At 72.8% G+C, this 19,556-nt stretch carries 25 protein-coding genes; 14 read left to right on the top strand and 11 right to left on the bottom strand.

The features are described from left to right. The first annotated feature begins 2 nt into the window (after positions 1–2). Positions 3–659, top strand: a complete 657-nt coding sequence (locus tag FS532_RS06940) for a bifunctional 4-hydroxy-2-oxoglutarate aldolase/2-dehydro-3-deoxy-phosphogluconate aldolase (RefSeq protein WP_144751824.1) — start codon at positions 3–5, stop codon at positions 657–659. Beyond that, positions 656–2,245, top strand: a complete 1,590-nt coding sequence (locus FS532_RS06935) for an N-acyl-D-amino-acid deacylase family protein (protein ID WP_144751821.1) — start codon at positions 656–658, stop codon at positions 2,243–2,245. Before FS532_RS06940 ends, FS532_RS06935 begins: the two co-directional genes overlap by 4 nt. Before the next feature lie 24 nt (positions 2,246–2,269). Here FS532_RS06935 and FS532_RS06930 read toward each other — a convergent pair whose 3' ends face one another. Then, positions 2,270–2,671, bottom strand: coding sequence for a RidA family protein (locus FS532_RS06930; RefSeq protein ID WP_079236681.1), 402 nt, complete (start codon positions 2,669–2,671; stop codon positions 2,270–2,272). A gap of 199 nt (positions 2,672–2,870) precedes the next feature. On the opposite strand from FS532_RS06930, the gene FS532_RS06925 reads away from it, so the two are divergent. Next, positions 2,871–4,115, top strand: coding sequence for a hypothetical protein (locus tag FS532_RS06925; RefSeq protein WP_260852602.1), 1,245 nt, complete (start codon positions 2,871–2,873; stop codon positions 4,113–4,115). Positions 4,116–4,137: 22 nt separating this feature from the next. Here FS532_RS06925 and FS532_RS06920 read toward each other — a convergent pair whose 3' ends face one another. The 3 genes from FS532_RS06920 to FS532_RS06910 all read right to left on the bottom strand — a co-directional run bounded on the left by FS532_RS06920 (position 4,138) and on the right by FS532_RS06910 (position 6,696). Further along, entirely contained in the window at positions 4,138–4,629 is a 492-nt protein-coding gene (locus FS532_RS06920) for a pyridoxamine 5'-phosphate oxidase family protein (protein ID WP_079236683.1), read from the bottom strand. 227 nt (positions 4,630–4,856) lie between these two features. Further along, the gene (locus FS532_RS06915; RefSeq protein WP_144751818.1) at positions 4,857–5,486 is read right to left on the bottom strand and encodes a hypothetical protein; all 630 of its coding nucleotides are present in this window, start codon (positions 5,484–5,486) and stop codon (positions 4,857–4,859) included. A gap of 100 nt (positions 5,487–5,586) precedes the next feature. Then, positions 5,587–6,696 (bottom strand): LLM class flavin-dependent oxidoreductase, encoded by a 1,110-nt coding sequence (locus tag FS532_RS06910; RefSeq protein WP_260852601.1) that lies wholly within the window; start codon positions 6,694–6,696, stop codon positions 5,587–5,589. An 83-nt stretch (positions 6,697–6,779) separates the two neighbouring features. Here FS532_RS06910 and FS532_RS06905 point away from each other — a divergent pair, with 83 nt between their 5' ends. Beyond that, the gene (locus FS532_RS06905) at positions 6,780–7,688 is read left to right on the top strand and encodes an SDR family oxidoreductase (protein ID WP_144751815.1); all 909 of its coding nucleotides are present in this window, start codon (positions 6,780–6,782) and stop codon (positions 7,686–7,688) included. A gap of 52 nt (positions 7,689–7,740) precedes the next feature. On the opposite strand, the gene FS532_RS06900 is transcribed toward FS532_RS06905, so the two are convergent. Both FS532_RS06900 and FS532_RS06895 read right to left on the bottom strand, forming a co-directional pair. Further along, positions 7,741–8,469, bottom strand: coding sequence for an SGNH/GDSL hydrolase family protein (locus FS532_RS06900; RefSeq protein WP_144751812.1), 729 nt, complete (start codon positions 8,467–8,469; stop codon positions 7,741–7,743). A 56-nt stretch (positions 8,470–8,525) separates the two neighbouring features. Next, positions 8,526–9,314 (bottom strand): NRDE family protein, encoded by a 789-nt coding sequence (locus FS532_RS06895; protein WP_144751809.1) that lies wholly within the window; start codon positions 9,312–9,314, stop codon positions 8,526–8,528. A gap of 65 nt (positions 9,315–9,379) precedes the next feature. On the opposite strand from FS532_RS06895, the gene coaBC reads away from it, so the two are divergent. The 8 genes from coaBC to FS532_RS06855 all read left to right on the top strand — a co-directional run bounded on the left by coaBC (position 9,380) and on the right by FS532_RS06855 (position 16,157). Next, on the top strand, positions 9,380–10,627 hold the full coding sequence (coaBC, locus tag FS532_RS06890) for a bifunctional phosphopantothenoylcysteine decarboxylase/phosphopantothenate--cysteine ligase CoaBC (RefSeq protein ID WP_144752634.1): 1,248 nt from the start codon (positions 9,380–9,382) through the stop codon (positions 10,625–10,627). A 60-nt stretch (positions 10,628–10,687) separates the two neighbouring features. Then, positions 10,688–11,086 carry a DoxX family protein gene (locus tag FS532_RS06885; RefSeq protein ID WP_144751806.1) on the top strand — a complete coding sequence of 133 codons (399 nt, stop codon included), beginning with the start codon at positions 10,688–10,690 and terminating at the stop codon, positions 11,084–11,086. After that, complete coding sequence (locus FS532_RS06880) at positions 11,083–11,931, top strand: YqjF family protein (protein ID WP_186321941.1); 849 nt, start codon at positions 11,083–11,085, stop codon at positions 11,929–11,931. Before FS532_RS06885 ends, FS532_RS06880 begins: the two co-directional genes overlap by 4 nt. Further along, positions 11,928–12,362 carry a DUF1810 domain-containing protein gene (locus FS532_RS06875; protein WP_144751800.1) on the top strand — a complete coding sequence of 145 codons (435 nt, stop codon included), beginning with the start codon at positions 11,928–11,930 and terminating at the stop codon, positions 12,360–12,362. Before FS532_RS06880 ends, FS532_RS06875 begins: the two co-directional genes overlap by 4 nt. A 136-nt stretch (positions 12,363–12,498) precedes the next feature. Then, entirely contained in the window at positions 12,499–13,149 is a 651-nt protein-coding gene (locus FS532_RS06870; protein ID WP_144751797.1) for a GntR family transcriptional regulator, read from the top strand. 173 nt (positions 13,150–13,322) lie between these two features. Continuing rightward, positions 13,323–13,784 (top strand): MarR family winged helix-turn-helix transcriptional regulator, encoded by a 462-nt coding sequence (locus FS532_RS06865; protein ID WP_144751794.1) that lies wholly within the window; start codon positions 13,323–13,325, stop codon positions 13,782–13,784. Between the two features lie 283 nt (positions 13,785–14,067). Beyond that, positions 14,068–14,931 (top strand): phospholipase, encoded by an 864-nt coding sequence (locus tag FS532_RS06860; RefSeq protein ID WP_144751791.1) that lies wholly within the window; start codon positions 14,068–14,070, stop codon positions 14,929–14,931. 77 nt (positions 14,932–15,008) lie between these two features. After that, the gene (locus FS532_RS06855; protein WP_260852600.1) at positions 15,009–16,157 is read left to right on the top strand and encodes a low temperature requirement protein A; all 1,149 of its coding nucleotides are present in this window, start codon (positions 15,009–15,011) and stop codon (positions 16,155–16,157) included. A 70-nt stretch (positions 16,158–16,227) separates the two neighbouring features. On the opposite strand, the gene FS532_RS06850 is transcribed toward FS532_RS06855, so the two are convergent. From FS532_RS06850 to FS532_RS18650, 4 genes are read right to left on the bottom strand one after another with little or no spacing between them, the layout of a single operon-like run. Further along, the gene (locus FS532_RS06850) at positions 16,228–16,536 is read right to left on the bottom strand and encodes a hypothetical protein (protein ID WP_144751788.1); all 309 of its coding nucleotides are present in this window, start codon (positions 16,534–16,536) and stop codon (positions 16,228–16,230) included. Beyond that, positions 16,533–17,174 carry a hypothetical protein gene (locus FS532_RS06845; RefSeq protein ID WP_144751785.1) on the bottom strand — a complete coding sequence of 214 codons (642 nt, stop codon included), beginning with the start codon at positions 17,172–17,174 and terminating at the stop codon, positions 16,533–16,535. The genes FS532_RS06850 and FS532_RS06845 overlap by 4 nt, the downstream gene beginning before the upstream one ends. Further along, positions 17,171–17,725 (bottom strand): RNA polymerase sigma factor, encoded by a 555-nt coding sequence (locus FS532_RS06840; RefSeq protein ID WP_079236696.1) that lies wholly within the window; start codon positions 17,723–17,725, stop codon positions 17,171–17,173. Before FS532_RS06840 ends, FS532_RS06845 begins: the two co-directional genes overlap by 4 nt. A 9-nt stretch (positions 17,726–17,734) precedes the next feature. Further along, positions 17,735–17,887 (bottom strand): hypothetical protein, encoded by a 153-nt coding sequence (locus FS532_RS18650; RefSeq protein ID WP_186321940.1) that lies wholly within the window; start codon positions 17,885–17,887, stop codon positions 17,735–17,737. Between the two features lie 162 nt (positions 17,888–18,049). Between FS532_RS18650 and FS532_RS06835 the strand changes: the two genes are divergently transcribed. Beyond that, complete coding sequence (locus tag FS532_RS06835; RefSeq protein ID WP_144751781.1) at positions 18,050–18,712, top strand: MOSC domain-containing protein; 663 nt, start codon at positions 18,050–18,052, stop codon at positions 18,710–18,712. Between the two features lie 39 nt (positions 18,713–18,751). Here FS532_RS06835 and FS532_RS06830 read toward each other — a convergent pair whose 3' ends face one another. Beyond that, the gene (locus tag FS532_RS06830) at positions 18,752–19,135 is read right to left on the bottom strand and encodes an MmcQ/YjbR family DNA-binding protein (RefSeq protein WP_144751778.1); all 384 of its coding nucleotides are present in this window, start codon (positions 19,133–19,135) and stop codon (positions 18,752–18,754) included. Between the two features lie 62 nt (positions 19,136–19,197). Here FS532_RS06830 and FS532_RS06825 point away from each other — a divergent pair, with 62 nt between their 5' ends. Next, on the top strand, positions 19,198–19,527 hold the full coding sequence (locus tag FS532_RS06825; protein WP_222121949.1) for an excalibur calcium-binding domain-containing protein: 330 nt from the start codon (positions 19,198–19,200) through the stop codon (positions 19,525–19,527). Positions 19,528–19,556 lie beyond the last annotated feature (29 nt).

Here is a 19,556-nt window from a genome sequence, read left to right as displayed (position 1 = left end):
ACATGACGAACACCACCAGCACCGACCCCGCAGCTCCCGCCCGGCACCGGCACGCGGCCGGCCCGGCGATCGCCATCCTCCGCGGCGGCACCGGCGAGCACGTCGAGGACGTCATCGCCACGCTCGTCGACGCCGGCGTCCTGGCGATCGAGATCACCACGAACACGCCGCGCTGGCGAGAGGGGATCGCCTGGGCTGCCGAGCGCTACGGCACGGCGGCGTCGATCGGCGTCGGGACCGTGCTCGAACCGCGGCAGCTCGACGAGGCAGCGGCGGCCGGCGCGGTCTTCGCGGTGAGCCCGCACCTCGACGCCGACATCGGGGAGCGCGCGCACGAACGCGGCCTCGGGTGGTACCCGGGGGCGGCGACCCCGACCGAGATCGTCCGCGCCTGGCAGCTGGGCGCCCGCGCGGTGAAGGTGTTCCCGGCCGCGCAGCTCGGCGGCCCGGCGTTCCTCAAGCAGGTCCTCGCCCCGCTCGACTTCGTGGACGTGATCCCCACGGGCGGCATCGGTGTCGACGACGCGTCCGAGTACCTGGCGGCCGGAGCGGTCGCGGTCGGGCTCGGCTCACCGCTCGTCGGCGACGCCCTGACGAGCGGCGACCTCGACTCCCTCCGGAGCCGTGCCGAGCGACTCGTGGCCGGGCTCGCACGGTGACCACCACGGCGCAGGTCCTCCTCCGCGGTGGCAGCGTCGTCGGTGCCGACGGCGCCGTGCGCGCCGACGTGCTCGTCGCGGGCGGACGGATCGCCGCCGTCGGCACCGACCTCGACGTCCCGACAGACGTCGCGACGATCGACTGCGGCGAGCGCCTCGTGCTCCCCGGATTCGTGGACGCGCACTCGCACGGTGGGTCGCTCGTGTTCGACGAGGCCGTGCAGACCGCGCTGCTCCGGCAGGGCGTCACGACCATCGTCACCGGGCAGGACGGCGTCGGACCTGCACCGGGCGACGGCGCCTGGGCCGACCGGTACTTCGCGGCGATCGACGGACCCCACCCCCGGTACGACGGAGGGGGCGTGGGCGCCCTGCTCGCGACGTACGACGGCACCACGCCGGTCAACGTGGCAACCCTGGTACCCGCCGGGACGGTCCGGCACGAGGTCATCGGCGATGACGACCGGCCCGCGACCCCCGACGAGCTCGAGGCCATGCGTGCCCTCGTCCGCCAGGGCCTGGACGAGGGTGCGACGGGCCTCGCGACCGGTCTCGACTACGTGCCGGGTCTGTACGCCGACACCGCGGAGCTCGCGGCGCTCTGCACGGAAGTCGCGGCCGCCGACGGACTGTACGTCTCGCACATGCGCGGCGGCTACGAGGGGAACGCCCGCGCGGGGTTGGACGAGATCGCCGACATCGTCCGGGCCTCCGGCGTGCGGGCGCACGTGTCGCACCTGCACGCGCCGGTGGAACTGGCGGTGTCCGCCCTCGCCGAACTCGCCGCGGCCGGGGCACCGATGTCCTTCGACGCCTACCCGTACTCCCGCGGCTGCACGATCCTGTCGATGCTGCTCCTGCCCGCCGAACTCGCGCGCCCCGGCACCGAGGACCTCGCCCGGGCGCTCGCCGACGATGCGGGCCGCCACCGGGTCCGGGGTGCCGTGCTGGCACGGGTGCTCGGTCGCGCCGACCTCGGGACGGACTGGGCGGACCAGATCACGCTGTCGCACGTGCCGGCCGCCGAGTTCCACGCACTGCAGGGCCGGACGCTCGCCGAGGCCGCTGCTGCCACCGGCACGGACCCGGTGGACCTCGCGCTCGACGTCCTCGTCGACTCCGCTCTGCAGGTCACCGTGGTCATGCGGGTCCCCCGGCCCCGCACCGCCGACGAACTCGCGCCGCTCTTCCGGCTCCCCGGGCACACGGCCGGGTCGGACGGCATCTTCGTCGGCACACATCCGCACCCGCGGGCGTACGGCACGTTCGCGCGCTACCTGCAGGAGTACGCGGTGACCGGGCGGCTCGGTTGGTCGGAGACCGTCCGGCACCTGTCCACCACGAGTGTCGAGCGCTACCGGCTCGGTGCACGCGGTGTGGTCCGGTCCGGAGCGGTCGCGGACCTCGTGGTCGTCGACCCGGACGGGGTCACGGCGGGCTCGTCGTACGCCGAGCCGATGCGGCTGGCCGAGGGCATCGACGACGTCCTGGTCGCGGGGGTCCCGGTACTCGCCGACGGCACGCTGACGCACGCGACCCCCGGCGCGGGGCTCCGTCGGGACGGCTCGGGCGCCGGGGGTCGGTGAGGCTTCACTCAGCCAGCGCTTGGGTCACTCCGCGGTCGGGAGCACCGCGACGACGTCGATCTCGACGAGGATGTTCGCGAGGTGCGACTGCACGGTGGTGCGGACCGGGTACGGCTGCGAGAAGTGCTTCGCGTACTCCTCGTTGAAAGCCGGGAAGTCGCGGTCGGAGTGCTCGAGGTGCACGGTCGACTTCACGACGTCGTCCAGGGTCGCACCGTGCTCGGCGAGGACGGCGGCCACGTTGGCCAGCACCTGGGCGGTCTGCCCGGCGACGTCGTCGGCGATCGCACCCGTGGCCGGGTCCTGCGGGCCGAAGCCGGCGGTGTAGATGAAGCCGTTCGCGACGATGCCCTGGCTGTACGGGCCGGCGGGCTTCGGGGCGTTGTCGGTCACGATGGCGGTCTTCGGCGCGGTGTTGTCCGGCACGGTGGCTCCTCACGGGTCGGTGGACGTGGCCTCCAGGCTAGGCGGCGGCGCGGCGGTGGAACCGGCCACGCTCCCGAGCCGTTCCGTCCTGCACAACGCGATCCGTTCCTCCAGGCCGCGTGGTGAGGAACACACAAGCGTTGCGCGTCTACGCTCGTACCGTGCCCCCTGCCATGCCCGGACATCGCGGAGCGCCGCGGTGAGTCGACTGGACGGGACCCTGACGGAGTCGATCGCGAGCGGCCGTCGCCGGCTGCTCGACCTCGTGACGAGCCTGCCGGCGTGGACCGCCGTGCTCCTCGTGTGGACCGGCGGACGCATCGTGTCGACGTTCTGGCTCGCACTGGCGTTCCCGCTCATCGGGCGCGCGCTGCCGGAGAACGCGATCTGGGGCAACGGCCACGGCTTCCTCAACTTCCTGACGGCGTGGGACGGCCAGTACTACGAGCAGATCTCGGTGCACGGCTACCCGACGACGCTCCCGCTCGACGCCGCGGGCCACGTCGCGCAGAACGCGTGGGCGTTCCTGCCGGCGTTCCCCTTCACGATCCGGATGCTCACCGCCTCGACGGGCGTGCCGTTCGACGTCGGCGCACCCGCGATCGCCCTGCTCGCCGGCCTTGTCGCGACCTACCTGCTGCACCGGTTGGTTCGCGACCGTGCCGGGTCCTCGGCGGCGATGTGGGCGGTGTTCTTCTTCACCTGCGGGCCGCTGTCGTTCCTGCTGCAGGTCGGGTACGCCGAGAGCACGTTCCTCGCGCTGACGTTCGGGGCGCTCCTCGCGCTCGAGCGTCGGCGGTACGGCCTGCTGACCGTCCTCGGGGTCGTCGCCGCCTTCACCCGGCCCGGCGCGCTCGCGATCCCACTCGTGCTCGGGGTCGTCGCCCTCGTGCGGTGGATCAGCGCCCGACGGACCGCCGGTGTCCGCTCCCTCGACGTGTTCCCGGTGGCCGAGCGCGTCCGGGTCGTCGCCGCCGGCCTCGCGATGGTCGTCGCCGGGTTCGCCTGGCCGCTCATCGCCGCGCACGTGACGGGTGCACCGAACGCCTACCTCGAGACCGAGATGTCCTGGTGGGTGAACTTCATCGGCCGGGTCGACTTCACGCCGCTCACCCCGTGGTTCCTCATCGCCGCACGCTGGCTCGGCGTGGGCGGGGTCCTCATCGTGGTGTTCCTGCTCGTGGCGTACCCGGTGTGGCTGCTCCGCCGGTCCACCCGTCGGCTGGGGTTCACGACCGTGGTGTTCTCGGCGGCGTACGCGCTGTACATCTTCGCGGTGTCGCTCCCGATGGCGTCCACGCCCCGGTTGCTGATGCCCCTGGCGCCGTTGTTCGGCTCGCCGGAACTCGTCTCGAAGCCGTGGATGCGGTGGACCCTGGTGGTCTGCGCCGTGCTCGGGCAGCCGGTGCTCGTCGCCGTGCTGTGGCTGCTCGGCCCGCCGTGACGCACGGGCCGAGCAGCGACCGCTAGAGCTCGACGGTGCCGTGGTCGCCGGTGTCCGGCTGGCTCTGCTTGCCGAGTGCGGCCTTGAGGGTCTGCACGAGGCTCCCCACCGGCCCGGTGTCCTGCGTCCAGTACTCGACCGAGTCGCCCTCGACGGTCAGCAGTCGGATCGTCGGGTCCTCGCGGCCGTCGGGGAACCAGGCCTCGGCGAACGGTGACCACAGCTCGTCGATCACCGTGTCGTCCTGCGTCACCGTGGCGGTGCCGGCGATGGACAGGTAGCCGCCCTGCGACTCGATGGCCACGTTGACGTGCGGGTTCCGGGCGATGTCCTCGACCTTCTCGCTGCCGTCCTGCACGAGGAAGCGGAGCGTGCCGTGGAACGTCTTGTCCTGCACGGCGAGGGGCCGTGCGTGCAGCTGGCCGTCCTCGCTGACGGTCGTCAGCAGGGCCGTGTGGGCTCCGTGGACGATGTCCGAGATGGCTGCGCGCTGGTCTGCCTCTGTGTCGGTCATGGTGCTCCTCTCGCGTCGTGCGCCCCGTTGTGCTCGACGTGCGGCCGGGTCTCCCCGGGGCGCGTTCCGTTACAACCAGTCTGCCCCTCGATGCTGGGCGCGTCCGGGTCGGCGCCGGCACGGGTGGGTGTCGTTCGGCGTCGTTCAGTGAGCAGAAGACGTCGGGTGCGCGCGGGCGACCCGACGTTTTCTGCTCAGTCGACGGGCGGACGGGGACGGGCGGACGGTCAGGCGGGTTCGCGGATCGTCGTCTCGACGTCGACGACCTGCGGGACACGCGGCATCGAGGCGAAGCCGAACGCCACGGGTGGGTCGAGCGGCGCCAGGGAACCCAGCGGCTCCCCCGCCCAGGTCCCGCGCACGCCGGTGACGTCGTGCGCCCCGGTCACGCCGTAGTACTCGCGCCGGCCGTTCCCGGCGGAGCCCGCCGTCCCGGACCCGGGCGCCAAGAGCCGGGCCACCGGGTCGATCACCGCGAGCCACCGGGGGTCGCGGGCGATCCGCTTCGGGACGATCCGGAGCACCCGGCCGAGCGGGGAGATCGTGCCGACGTCGATCGAGGCCTGCAGCGCGCCGGCGGACAGCTCGATGCCGCGCGCGGTCCGCCGCGCGGACACGTCGACGACCGAGACCGTGTCGAACCGGTAGGTGCCGGAGACGTACGCGGCGACGATCTCGTCGGGGGCCAGTAGGACGCTCGTGCCGTCGGGCAGCTCGAGGAACACGTCGGTGAAGGCACCGAACGGCGAGCGCTCCCACATGCCGACGACGATGCGCACGCCGGACGTCGTGCCGACGCCCGTGATCCGGCCGCGGAACCGACGCTCGACGGGAGACGGGGCGGGGGTGGGCGACATGCCCTGGACCGTACCCGGCGCCCCCGTGAGCGGCGTCGGCGACCCGGCCCGTGCCTCCAGGCCGACCTGACGGACAGTCAGTGGTGCGGCAGCAGGAGCCTCAGGCGACGGGCACCGGCTCCGCCAGCAGCTCCCGCACCCGCGGGGCGACCTGCGTGCCGTACAGCTCGATCGACCGCATCATGTCCTCGTGCGGCAGACGACCCGTCGCGTACCGCATGTCGAACCGGCTGACGCCGAGGATCCGCATGTTCCGCGCGACCTTCCGGGCGACCGTCTCGGGCGACCCGACGTAGAGCGACCCGCCGGCCGACAGGCCCGCGCGGTACCCGGCGACGTCGAGGGGCGGCCAGCCGCGCTCGGCGCCGAGCCGGTCGGTGACGGCCTTGTGGTAGGGCCAGTAGCGCTCGGCGGCCTCTTCGTCGGTGGCGGCGACGAAGCCGGGCGAGTGCATCGCGATCGGCTGCTGCGGCAGGTCGAGCTGCGCGAGCGCCTGCCGGTAGAGGCGCGAGAACGGGGCGAACTGCGCGGGCTGCCCGCCGATGATCGCGAGGAACAGCGGCAGACCGTAGGACGCGGCACGGATGACGGACTGCGGGGAGCCGCCGACGCCGATCCACGTGGGGATGGCGCCGTGTTCGAGCTTCGGGAAGACGTCCTGGTCGGTGAGCGGTGCCCGCTTCGTGCCGGACCAGGTGACCGGGTCGCCGCCGCGGAGTGCGGCGAAGAGCTGGAGCTTCTCCTCGAACAGGACCTCGTAGTCGGCGAGGTCGTAGCCGAACAGCGGGAACGACTCGGTGAAGGACCCGCGGCCGAGGATGACCTCGGCGCGGCCGTTCGACAGCGCGTCGACGGTGGCGAACCGCTCGTAGACGCGGACCGGGTCGTCCGACGACAGGACGGTGACGGCGCTGCCGATGCGGATGTCGGAGGTGCGAGCGGCGATCGCGGCGAGGACGACCTCGGGCGCGCTCACGACGAAGTCGGCGCGGTGGTGCTCCCCCACGCCGATGAAGTCGAGGCCGACCTGGTCGGCGAGGACCGCCTGGTCGACGACGTCGCGGATGCTCTGCGCGTCGGTCTTGACGCTGCCGTCGGGGAGCTCGGTGACGTCGCCGAACGTGTCGAGGCCGAGCTGCACGGGGCCGATCCGCTCGGGTGCGGGCGGCGGCACGTCCGAGGGACGGTCGGTGCCGAATGCGTTGCTCATGAGCCCTCCACGGATCGATGCGTTTGCATAAATCTACCATGCGTGCCGCGGCACCACCAGGCTCCGCGTGTACGGTCCCCCGCATGCCGCAGATCCCCGACCAGACCGGCCGCCGCATCGTCGTCACGGGCGCGAACAGCGGAACCGGCAAGGAGACCGCCACCCGCCTCGCCGCCGCCGGTGCGTCCGTCGTCCTCGCCGTCCGCACGCCCGCGAAGGGAGAGGACGCAGCCGCCGCCATCCGCGCGGCCTGCCCGGAGGCCGACGTCGAGGTGCGCGAGCTCGACCTCGCGGACCTCGCGAGCGTCCGCCGGTTCGCGTCCGGCATCCTCGCCGACGACCGGACCCTCGACGTCCTCGTCAACAACGCGGGCGTGATGGCCCCGCCGAAGCGCTTCGAGACCGTCGACGGCTTCGAACTGCAGTTCGGCACGAACTTCCTCGGCCCGTTCGCCCTGACCAACCTGCTGCTCCCAGCGCTCCTGCGTTCTCCCGACTCCCGCGTCGCGACGATGTCGAGCATCGCGGCAGTCCCCGGTCGGATCCGGTTCGACGACCTGCAGTGGGAGCGCGGCTACAACGGCTGGCGTGCGTACGCCCAGTCGAAGCTCGCCGACCTCCTGCTCGCGCTGCACCTGCACCGGCTGTCCGTGGAGCTCGACTGGCCGCTCATGAGCACGGCCGCGCACCCCGGCTACACGCGGACGAACCTGCAGTCGGCCGGTCGGTCGTTGGGTCGCTCACAGCCCGTCAGGTCCTGGAACCTCGCCCTGCCGTTCACCCAGGACGTCGAGCAGGGTTCGGAGCCGCTGCTGTACGCGGCCGTCGGTCCGAACGCGACCGGAGGGGCGTACTACGGGCCGTCGGGTGCGTTCGGGCTGACCGGGCCCACCACCACGGCGTCCATCCCGAAGTCGGCTCGGAAGGCCGACCTGGCGCGCTCGCTGTGGGCCGTGGCCGAGGACCTGACAGGGACGACGCCGCCCGCCTGACGCGCGCAGCGCTCACGGCCTGGAGGCGCGGCTCGGCTCCGCCCCGCCGCCTCTAGAACCGCACGTGGGCGCGTTCGAAGGCCGTACGCACCGCCGCCTCGACGGCTCGCTGGCCGCGGGCGGTCGGGTGCACGTCGTCCGCCTGCATCCAGGCCGCGTGCCCGCGCAGCGGCTGCCCGATGTCGACCGTGGTCCCGCCGTCGCGTTCGACGGCGGACCGGAGCGCCGCCGAGATCGTCGCGAGCTGGGCGGGCGGAGCGTCCTCGTTCCAGATCGCGCTCAGGCCGACGACGCGGGCCCGGGGCAGCAGCCGGTGGACCTCGGCGACGAGCTGTTCGGTCGCACCGGCGAGTTCGTCGTCGTCCTGCCCGAGGTCGTTCGAGCTCGCCTGCACGAGGACCACCGCCGGGCGGAGGTCCACAGCGCGCTCGACGAGTTGCTCGTACGTGCTGCCGCAGTCGTCGTCGTCCCCCTCGGTCAGCACGCCGGCGCCGTCGCACGACAGGTTCGTCAGCTGCCACCGCTCACTCCGGGCGAGGAGCTCGGGCCAGGCCTGCTCGGCGGACAGCCCGTGCCCGCCGCTGATCGAGTCGCCGATCACGACGACGCGTGCACCGGGGGCGTGGTCCCACGCCCGGGCAGTGCGCGAGGAGGTCGACGTCGGGGCCGCGCCCGACGTCGATGCCGCAGCGACGGACGCGTCTTCGGAGCACGCGCTGAGTCCGAGCACCGCGACGACCGCCACGACGGCGGTCAGCACGGAACGCGTCCCGGGGAGCACGCCCGAACGCTACGCGCGGCGGCCATGACGTGGCCGGTCGCCCGCTGTGGGCCGGTTCAGGCGTGGTGCAGCTCCACCGACCCGTCGAGCCGTCCCGGTTCGGTGAGCCGCGCGTGCTGCAGGACCGTCCGCCCGGGTCCGACCGCCGCTGCCACGATCGACAGCGTCGCGAAGTGCCCGTCCCGCTCGTGCGCGTCGCGGAGGATCGCGTCCGGGTCGTCCGCGGGCAGCACGGCCGACTCGGCGAGCAGCCCGAACCACCCGCTCCACCCGTCGCCCGCGTCGTCGCCGGCGTCCGCGGTGCGGAGCTCGTCGAAGGGCCCGAGCACGGGCGGCCCGGTCGGCGGCTCGACGCCCCGGAAGGCCTCGAGCCACCGACCGATCCGCGGCGCCGCGGGGTCGTCGGGTTCGCCGTGCGTGACCATGTGCACACCAGGACCGAGCTCGGACGTGCGGACTCGTTCGCCGTCCCACGTCAGGACCTCGGCGCCCGCTGCCGTCGCGCGGACCAGGTTGAACGCCCGCGTGGTCGGCAGCGTGCCGTCGTGCCCCGGGAGCACGCCACCGACGGCGTCGAGCGGCACGATCCCGCGCGTCGCCCAGGTGCCGTCCGCGGTCGGGACGTCCTCGCCGCGGTTCAGGACGACCGCGAGCCCCGCCTCGTCGGACGCCGCGAGCCACGCGCCACCGGCCGAACGGTCGCGGACGCCGCGGATCCCCGGGTCACGCTCCGGCCACCACGCCGCCGGCGGGTCCCACGGACGGTCGGGCGACTCGTCGCGCAGGGCGAGCATCGTGACGGGCCACGCGGACCCTGGGTCGACGCGGACGACGACGGTGCACATGGGATCGATCCTCGCACGTGACCCCGGGTAGCGTGACGGGCGTGAACGCAGCAGCAGAGCGCCGCCTGACCGTCGTCGTGGGCATCACCGGGGGCATCGCCGCCTACAAGGCCGTCGGGGTCGTCCGCGACCTCGTGACGCGCGGCCACGACGTGCACGTCGTCCCGACCGAGGGCGCGCTGCGGTTCGTCGGCCTGCCCACGCTCGAGGCGCTCAGCCGGAACCCGGTCACCACGAGCGTCTTCGAGGACGTCGCCGAGGTCCGGCACGTGTCACTCGGCCGGCGCGCGGACCTGGTCGTCGTCGCCCCGGCCACCGCCGACACCCTCGCCCGGATGACCGCTGGCCTGGCGGGCGACCTGCTCGGCACGACCCTCCTGGCCACCGAGGCGCCCGTCGTGGTCGCCCCCGCCATGCACCCGCAGATGTGGGAACACCCGGCGACGACGGCCAACGTCGCGGTGCTCCGGGAGCGCGGCGTCCGGTTCGTCGGCCCGGTCGTCGGTGCCCTCACCGGCGACGACGCGGGCATCGGCCGGATGGCGGAACCCTCGGACATCGTGGAGGCCGCGCTCGCCGTGGTCGGGAACGACACGGGTGCCCCGGCGGCCCCCTCCGGCGCGGTCGCACGGGGCGAGCAGGGCGACCTCGCCGGCGTCAGCGTGGTCGTCAGCGCAGGCGGCACCCGGGAACCGTTCGACCCCGTCCGCTTCGTCGGGAACCGCTCGAGCGGACGGCAGGGCCTGGCCATCGCCGCGGACGCCGCCGGTCGTGGCGCCACGGTGACCGTGGTCGCGGCGAACGTCGACGCCGGGCTCACCGCGGGTCTCGACGCGACGATCGTGCCCGTCGGGTCGGCGCTCGAGCTCGCCGAGGCGGTGCACGCGGCAGCCGCCGAGGCCGACGTCGTCGTGATGACCGCCGCGGTCGCCGACTACCGCCCGGCCGAGGTCCGCGCGGACAAGCTCAAGAAGGAAGCACAGGGCGACACCATGACGCTCGAGCTCGTCCGGAACCCCGACGTCCTCGCCGACCTCGTCGCCGCTCGGCGCACCGGCCAGATCATCGTCGGGTTCGCCGCCGAGACGGAGCCCGACCGTGCCGCCCGTCTCGAACTCGGCCGCGCGAAGATCGCCCGGAAACCGGCGGACCTGCTCGTGGTGAACCACGTCGGCTGGTCGGCGGGGTTCGAACGCGAGGAGAACGCCATCGAGGTGCTCGTCCCCGGTGGCGAGGTCGTCCGCGAGACGTCCGGCACGAAGGCCGAGGTGGCGACGGCGATCCTCGACCTCGTCGCGACGGCACTGACCTGAGCAGGCACTGACCTGAGCGCTCTCCGGACGCGTCGAGGGTCGCACGGGCACGATGGGTGCATGCGACGACGCGAACGCCAACGACGCGCCACCCGGACCGCCACCCTCCTCGCCGTCGTGCTGGGCGGCGCCGGTGTGACCCACTTCCTGCGGCCGAAGGGCTACGACCGGATCGTGCCGGACACGCTGCCTCCGCGGCTGACGACGCTGGCCTCCGGCGCCGCCGAACTCGGCATCGCCACCGGCCTGGTGATCCCGGCGACGCGTCGGGCGGCGGGGTGGGCAGCAGCGGCGCTCTTCCTGGCGGTCTTCCCCGCGAACGTCAAGATGGCGAACGACCTGCTCGACAGCCCACGCTCGACCCGGGCGATGCGGCTCGGGTCCGTCCTCCGGCTGCCGCTGCAGGCACCCCTCGTCGCCTGGGCCGTGCGCGTCGGCCGCCACGCGCCGAAGCGGTGACCGAGCCAGCCCGTGCCCGAGCCGCGGTGCCGCTGTTGCACCGCCCCGTCACGGTGCACGCCTGGGAGGACATCGTGTTCGCTCACTGGCGTCACGACCCGGAATCGCTCGCACGGCTCGTCCCGCGCGGCACCCGCCCGGACGTGGTCGACGGCAGCGCCTGGGCGGGGCTCTCGGCGTACGTCTTCCGTGAGACCCGGGTGCCGCCGTTCCCGCCCTCGGGTCGACTCGGCACGATGACCGAGGTCACGATCGAGATCCTGACGATCGACGACCGTGGCCGCCGCGGGGTCGCGTACCGCACGGTGGACACCGCGAACGTGCCCGCCATCGTCGCCGCGCACGCACTGCTCGGGGTGCCGTACACGTTCGCGCACGCGCGGGCCCGCCGCCGCGGGGACACCATCGCGCACCACTCGGTCCGCCACCCGGCACGTGGACTGCACCCGATCCGTTGGCTCCGCGGTCGCGGCACACGGCCTGGGCCCACTCCGCCGGTCCCGGACGGACGCGCCAGCGGCCGGCCGGCCGTGCCGGTGGGGAGAGGGACGGTGCAGCCCCGCCACGACGCCACCGTCCGTGTCGTGGCCGGGCCGGTCGTCGACAGCCCGCTCGCGACGGAGCTCACGACGCGCGAGGGCATCCACGCCCGGCACCTCGCGCAGACGGTCTTCTGGCAGCGCCAGCACCCGCCGCTCGAGATCCGGTCGGCGCGGCTCGAGCGGCTCGAGGGTGACCTCCCCGACGCGGTCGGCATGCCCGGGCTCCTCGACCGGGAGCCCGACTCGCTGCTCGTCGTGGACCGCACGACCGTCCGGTACGGCTGGGGAGACGTGGTCCGGTGACCGACGATCCGCACCACCTCGAACGCTTCGTCCGCGCGCAGGACGGCGTGCACGCGGCCGCGCTCACCGAGCTCCGCGCCGGACGCAAGACCTCGCACTGGATGTGGTTCGTGTTCCCGCAGCTCACCGGACTCGGCCGAAGCCCGATCGCGCAGCAGTACGCCCTCGACGGCATCGCGGAAGCCCGCGCCTACGTGGCACACCCCGTCCTCGGCCCGCGGCTCCTGGAGGCGACCGAGGCGGCGGCGACGGCACCGGCCCGCTCGGTCGACGAACTCCTCGGCGGCATCGACGCACTGAAGCTGCGGTCGTCGATGACCCTGTTCGCCAGGGCGACCGACGACCCCGCGCCGTTCCGGGTCGTCCTCGAACGCTGGTACGCCGGTTCGGAGGACCCGGTGACGCTCCGGCTGCTGCGACTCGACGAGTGAACCCGACCGACCCCGTGACACGCACCGATCCGAGCAGAACGCCGTTCTTATATCAGGTACGGTGAAGCATGCGTCCGCACTGAACGGTCGGTCGCCCAACCCGTCCCCCTCCACTCTCGATCCCGAAGGAACCCGCATGCCGGTCCCCAGCAGCGCACCGACCGAGCACCAGCTGCTCCGCGACACCGTCCGTCAGAAGATCCACGACGCGATCATGGACGGCACGCTGGAGCCCGGTGAGCGCCTCAACGACGACGAGCTCATCGCCTGGCTCGGCGTCTCCCGCACCCCCATCCGTGAAGCCCTGAGCCAGCTCGCCCGGGCCGGCCTCATCGAGATGGCACCGAACCGGTACACGCGCGTCACCACGCCGAACCCGACCGAGGTCGTCGAGGCACTGCAGACCCTCGGCGTGCTGTTCGGCGGGGTCGTCCGCCTGGCGGTCCCCCTGCTGGGCGCGAGCGCGAAGAAGAAGATCCTCGCCCAGCTCGACGCCACCATCAAGGACTACGAGGCGCACGACGTGAAGGCCGTCAACCACGACGCGCTCGGCGTGTTCGCCCTCTACGTCGACGAGTGCGGCAACGAGAACCTGCAGCGCGTCTGCCGGGACACGATGGACGGACTCGCGTTCCGCCTGCGCCTGCCGAACCTCGACGAGCTCGTCGACTGGGACCAGATGACCGAGGACTTCCGCCGTCTGCGCGAGGCCACAGAGTCCGGCGACAACATCGCGGCGGAGCTCGCGACCGAGGCGATCCACCTCCTCCCGGGCGAGAAGCGCTGATCGGCTGAACTCCCGTACAGGAACCCGCCCGTCTCGCACACGCGAGGCGGGCGATTCTCGTTCCCCGCGCCTCCAGGCAGTCGCCGTCCCCACCAGCACGACGCTCCCAGTCATGCGCCGCGGCGAGCCGATAGCATCGGCGCGACCACCCGTCAGACCACCCGGAGCACCGTATGAGCCACCGCCAGCCGGACCGTACCGAGATCGCCGCGCGCCTCGCCGCTGCGGTCGGCCGGATCAACCGACGGGCGCGCACCGACTCGGCCGCGCTCGGCTACGGGATCGTCTCCGCACTCGCCACGATCCAGCGCGAGGGTCCCCTGCGCCCCGGCGACCTGTCGCGGATCGAGGTCGTCACGAAGCCGACGATGACGCGGATCCTGACCGAGCTCGAACAGCGCGGGTTCATCGAGCGCGAGGCCGACCCGCGGGACGGTCGCGCGTTCATGGTGAGTGCCACACCGGAGGGCATCGCGGCCGTCGAGCGGGCACGCTCCGATCGCACGGGCATCGTCGCCGAACTCATCGCGGAGCTCCCCGAGCCGGACGTCGACGCGATCGCCGCGGCGCTCGACGCCCTCGAGCGCGTGGCCCAGGGCGACCGTACCCAGGAAGCTCACACCTCCGAGGCCTGATCGAGTCGTTACCGAACCGTTACCAACGGGTGGACGGACGGTTCTGCCAGTCAGTCTGGACGGTGCGTCCAGGATGACGGGTCATCGTGTCGACTTCGCCCATCGGCGACCACCCCACGGTCGCCGGCCGGCGGACGGACGGGCCCCACACCACCGTCCGGTCCTCCCCCGGCTCGCGAGCCCCTGACGACGGACGTCCCCACGTCCGTCACCCCTGCGCGCTCCCATCACCGCGTGCAGCGTCAGCGGCTGCGCACCACGAGCCGGCCGACCACCGGAATCGATGACAGGACGCAACACCGACCTCCCGACCACCACCGCCTCGACTCGACGTGAGGCCCTGAACTCCCCGAACCGGCGCCTCCGCCGAGCGCTCCGCCGTCCCACCACGCTCATCGTGGGCGGAGCCGCGGTCCTCGCGGTCGCCGGCGGCATCGCGACCGTCGGCACGCAGCCCGCGATCGGCGAAGCGCTCGGCATGCCGACCGCCAGCGCCACCAGCGCACCGGCACTCGAGGGCACCGCGCTCGACCGGGCCCAGGCGGCGGCGACCATCGCCACCGCGCAGACCATCGTCGAGTCCGCGAACGACAAGACCGACACGGCGACGCTCGAGCGCCGGATCGACTCGCTCGACGACTACCGGAAGCTCTCCGGCGCAGCTCTGACGTCGCGGATCTCCTCGACGGTCGACGCCACCACCGACGTCGCGAACGCCAGCGCCACCCAGGACAAGCGCGACGCCGACGCGAAGGCGGCCGCTGAAGCCGCAGCACGAAAGGCAGCGGCCGAGCGCGCAGCGGCAGCCGAGGCGGCACGCAAGCAGGCCGCAGCGAACACCGTCGAGGGTGCGAAGGCCACGGCCAGCTCCCTCGCCGCGTCGAAGTACGGCTGGGGTTCCGACCAGTTCCAGTGCCTCGACAACCTCTGGACCAAGGAGTCCGGCTGGAACTACCAGGCCGTCAACGCGAACGGCGGCGCGACCGGCATCCCGCAGGCCCTCCCCGGCTCGAAGATGGCGACCATCGCGGCGGACTGGCGCACCAACGCCACGACGCAGATCACGTGGGGGCTGCAGTACATCAGCGCCGCCTACGGCACGCCCTGCGCGGCATGGGCGCACTCGCAGGCGTCGAACTTCTACTGAGTCGACTGCTCCTGCACAGCACGCACAGAACGGCCCCGGGACGACTCCCGGGGCCGTTCGTCGTGTAGGCATACCAGGTGACCACCATCGGACTCCGCCGCATGGCGCCCCGGGACCCCGCCGAGGGACACCGCGCCGCCAGCCCCCTCGAGCTCCTCTTCGACCTGGTCTTCGTCGTCGCCGTCGGGTTCGCCGCGTCGAACCTGCACGAGATCGAGGCGGAGGGGCACGTCTCGTCGGCCGTGGTCTCGTACGCCTTCGTGTTCTTCGCGATCTGGTGGGCCTGGCTGAACTTCACCTGGTTCGCCACCTCGTTCGACACGGACGACTGGCTCTACCGCGTGATGACGTTCGTGCAGATGGCCGGCGTGCTCGTCCTCGCCGCCGGGGTGCACGCCGCCATGGTGGAGGGGTCGACGACGATCGTCGTCGTCGGCTACGTGGTGATGCGGCTCGCGCTGGTCGGCCAGTGGCTCCGCGCCGCAGCGTCCTCGCCCGAGTACCGACGCACCGCCCTGCGGTACGCCGCGGGGATCGTGGTCGTCCAGGTCCTGTGGGTGCTCGCGCTGCTGCTGCCGCACGACGTGGGGTGGGCGGTGATCCCGGTGCTCATCCTGCTCGAGGTGCTCGTGCCGCCGTTCGCCGAGACCGGCGCTCGCACCACTCCCTGGCACACCCGACACATCGCCGAGCGGTACTCGCTGTTCACGCTCATCGTCCTCGGTGAGGGGCTCGTCGCCTCGGCCAACGCGGTCATCGACGGCATCGCGCACGCCGACCACCTGGCGTCGCTCCTGGTGCTCGCGGCTTGCGGGCTGGTCATCGTCGCCGGCCTCTGGTGGATCTACTTCTCGCGGGAGCAGCACGACCACATCCGCTCGCTGCCGACCGCGCTCGTGTTCGGCTACGGCCACTACCTCGTGTTCGCCGCGGCTGGGGCACTGCCCGCCGGCATCGAGGTCGCCGTCAGCGGCGACGCGGGCGAGGCGGACCTGTCGCACACGACCGTCGCCGCCACCATCGCGGTGCCGGTCGCGGTGTTCGTGCTCGCGATCTGGGCACTCGCGCTGCGACCGTCACTGACGACGGGGTGGAACGTCGTCGTCGTGGTCCTCGCGCTCGCGGTGCTCGCGAGCATCGCGGTACCCACGGTCTCGCTGGTCGCGACGGCGGTGCTCGTCACGGCGATCGTGGTGGTCCTGGAGGTCGCGGACCGCACGGGGTGACGCCGTGACGGCCTGGAGGCACGTGGCGGCGCCGCCACGCGCCTCCAGGCCGTCGGGTGGTGGCGGACCGTCAGCCGACGCGCGCGACCCGCACGTCCACCCGGCTGAGCGGGAGACCGTGCGCGGTCGCCGCCGCGAGCGCAGCGAGGTGCGCGGCACGCGCCGTCTCCGGCGCGGGGACCGATCCGTCGGTGCCGATCACGATGCGGAGGACGTCGTCGTCGAGGACGACCCGCGCGATCGTCGACCGGGTCGCGAGGTTCTTCGCCGCGGTCACGGTGCTGCCGAGGGTCGGACGTGCGCGGTAGAGGTCGGCGACACCGGGGACGGCCAGCACGGCTTCCTCGACGGCGGCGAAGGTCTCGTCGTGGGTGCTCATGCCGGGTCCTCCTCGGTGTCGTCGTGTGCGGCGGTGTCGTCGCTGGTCGGCGGTGGCAGCAGGTCGCGGACGACCACGTCGACGGCCTCCACCAGCAGGTCGGTCTGGGTGGCGAGGACCTGCCCGACCGTCTCGCGGACGTCGGCGGCGACCCGCTGGATCGTCGAGCCGGCGCGCACCGCGATCTCGACGACGACGTGGACCGGAGCGCCGAGCTCGGTGACGTCGCCCTCGAGCGTGCACCGTGCGATGAGCGCGTCGGGGACGGCGTCGCCGGCGGTCCGGACGAGGGAGCGGATGGCGCCCTCGGTCATCACGGGTCGCTCCGTCGGCGCCGCCGGGCGGAGCGGGACGTCGCGACCGGCGCGGGCCTCGAGCGAGATGTTCGCGAGCACCCCGCTGATCCAGGACTCGTCGGCCGGTGCTTCCTGCTCGGCTGCGGCCTCGAGCGAGCCGAGCGAGGAGTGCCGCAGCCGCACGATCGCGGCGAGGGCGTTCTGACAGGCTGCGGAGTCGTCGATGCTCGGGTCGGCCGGCTGCATGCCGGCGTCGAGGTAGTCGGCGAGCTCGTCGATCGTGTGCCCGTCGAGGTCGTCGGGCTCGAGCGACTCGAGCCGGACGGTGTCGCGGTCGGTCATCGCCATCCCTCCATCAGACGGATCATGTTCTTCCTCGCCCGGGACAGCAGTCCGCGGACCGTCGAGGCGGGGAGGTCCAGTTCCTCCGCGATCGCCTCGTACGAGTACTCGAGCACTTCCTTCATCACCCAGCACCGTCGCTGCGCCTCGGGCAGTTCGGCGAGCGCCGTCTCCACCGCCTCTTCGCGGGAGCGTGCCTCGGCGACGCGTTCCGGGGCGTCGGCGGCCGGTGCGGCGACCTCGAGCTCGGTGACGTCGTCGTGGAACCGGCGCGCTCGGATCCGGTCGATGCACTTCCGGCTGAGGATGCGCATGAGCCACGCCTTGACGCGCGCACCGTCGTCGAGCCGGTCGAGCCGGTTCCACGCGGTGATGAAGGTCTCCTGCACGACGTCGTCGAGCTCGTCGGTCGAGCCGAGGGTCCGTCGTGCGTAGGCGCGCAGCAAGGGTGTGTAGCGGCGGATGAGGACCTCGAACGCCCGGACGTCGCCGTCGGACGATCGACCTGCGAGGACGGCGTCGTCGAGATCGGTGAGGGGCTGGTGGTGCACGCTTTCCTTCTACTGGTGGTGGATGGGGTTCAGCTGGGCACGGACGACCTTCAGCGGTCCGACGGGCCGCGCCGAGAGCGAGCGGACCCGGGCCTGGGCGAGCAGGTGCTGCGGTGCGATCCGTCCGTGGGACGTCGTGTGGCGCGCATCGGTGTCGGTCATCTGGGCTCCTCGGGTGGACCGCGGGTTCCGGGTCCGCGGGTGGACCGCGGGTTCGGGGTCCGTGGATGGACCGCGGGTTCGGGGTCCGTCACCGGTGAGACGTGTGCCGGGGGTGGATCGTCACACGTTCCGCGATCGCCGGTTCTGCGGCAGGCTGGGGGCATGTCCCTCGTCACCGCCGTCTGCCGCGTCGACCGCCTGCTGCCCGACTCGGGCACGATCGGGATCACCGCGATCGACAAGCGTCCCGTCGACGGCGCCGTCCGGGTGCGTCCGCTCGGGCTGCACGCCGACGTGCAGGCAGACCGGAAGCACCACGGCGGCGAGGACCAGGCCGTGTACGCCTACGCCGACGAGGACGCCGCCTACTTCGCGGAGATGCTCGACCGCGACGTCCCGCCGGGGCTGTTCGGTGAGAACCTGCGGACCTCGGGCGTCGACGTCACCGGTGCGGTCACGGGTGAGCGGTGGCGCATCGGCGAGACCCTCGAGCTCGAGGTGACGATCCCGCGGAACCCGTGCGGCACGTTCGCCCGGCGCATGCGGGTCGACAAGTGGGTGAAGCGGTTCACCGAGGAGGGGCGTCCCGGGGCGTACCTCCGCGTGCTGCACTCCGGACCGGTGTCGGCCGGTGACCCGATCGTCGTCACGCACCGACCGGACCACGGCGTCACGATCGGGCAGATCTTCAGCGGGTTGACACCTGAGCAGGCGCAGGCGGTGCTGTCGTCCGGCAGTGGGGCCGACGGCGGACCCGGCACGGGTGGACTCGCCCCGAAGGTGGTCCGGGACGTGTCGAAGGTGCTGGCCCGCGCCGGGGCCTGAGTGCCCGCGCCGGGGTCTGCGTCCGCGCCTGCGGTCTGGTCATCCGCCCTGCGTGCGTCGGAGCGGGTCGATCGGACGCTTCGCCCTCGGGAGTCCCGCCACCACGAGTTCGTAGGCGTTGGCGACGAGGTCCTCGACCAGGGTCTCGTCGATGCCGCCCCCGGGCGACAGCGTGATCCAGTGCTGCTTGTTCATGTGCCAACCCGGCGTGATCTCGTCGTTGTCGCGCACGAGCGCGGCACCGTGTGGCGGCGCGCACTTCAGGTTGACGATCGGCACGCCCCGCAGCTCGGACGTCATCACGAACATCTTCCCGACGACCTTGTAGACGAACGCGCCCTCACCGAAGGGCTGCGTCTCCGCCACCGCGGGCAGACCCATCGCGGTGCGGATCGCGACCTCGTGCAGCGTCTCGCCGTCCATGCGTCCAGCATGCCTCGTTCTGGGGTGGGAGGAGCCGCGCGTTGCTGACGTACCCTCAGGCCGTGAACCTCACCCGAACCCGCTCCACCCGAACCCGTCTCGTCCGCTCGTTCGGCATCGCCGCCGCCGCGACCGCACTCGCCGCTTCCGTCGTCGTCGGCGGGGCCTCGACCGCGCAGGCCGCCCCCACGGTCTACAAGAACTGCACGGCCGTGCAGAAGGTGTACTCGGGCGGGATCGCGAAGAAGTCCGTCACGCAGAACAAGGTGACGTCGGGTGGCAAGACCACCTACCGCGCGCTCAAGGGCACGGTGAAGAAGGACGACGCGCTCTACAACGCGAACAAGAAGATGGACGCGGACGCCGACGGGATCGCCTGCGAGAAGAGCTGACCGCCGCCGCGGTCGCGCGCCGCGGCGGG

The organism is Curtobacterium pusillum, from assembly GCF_007673235.1.
In the GTDB taxonomy this organism is placed as follows: Bacteria; Actinomycetota; Actinomycetes; order Actinomycetales; family Microbacteriaceae; genus Curtobacterium; species Curtobacterium pusillum_C.
Note: the sequence above shows the minus strand (reverse complement) of the source record. Positions and strands in the feature narration are given on the sequence as shown.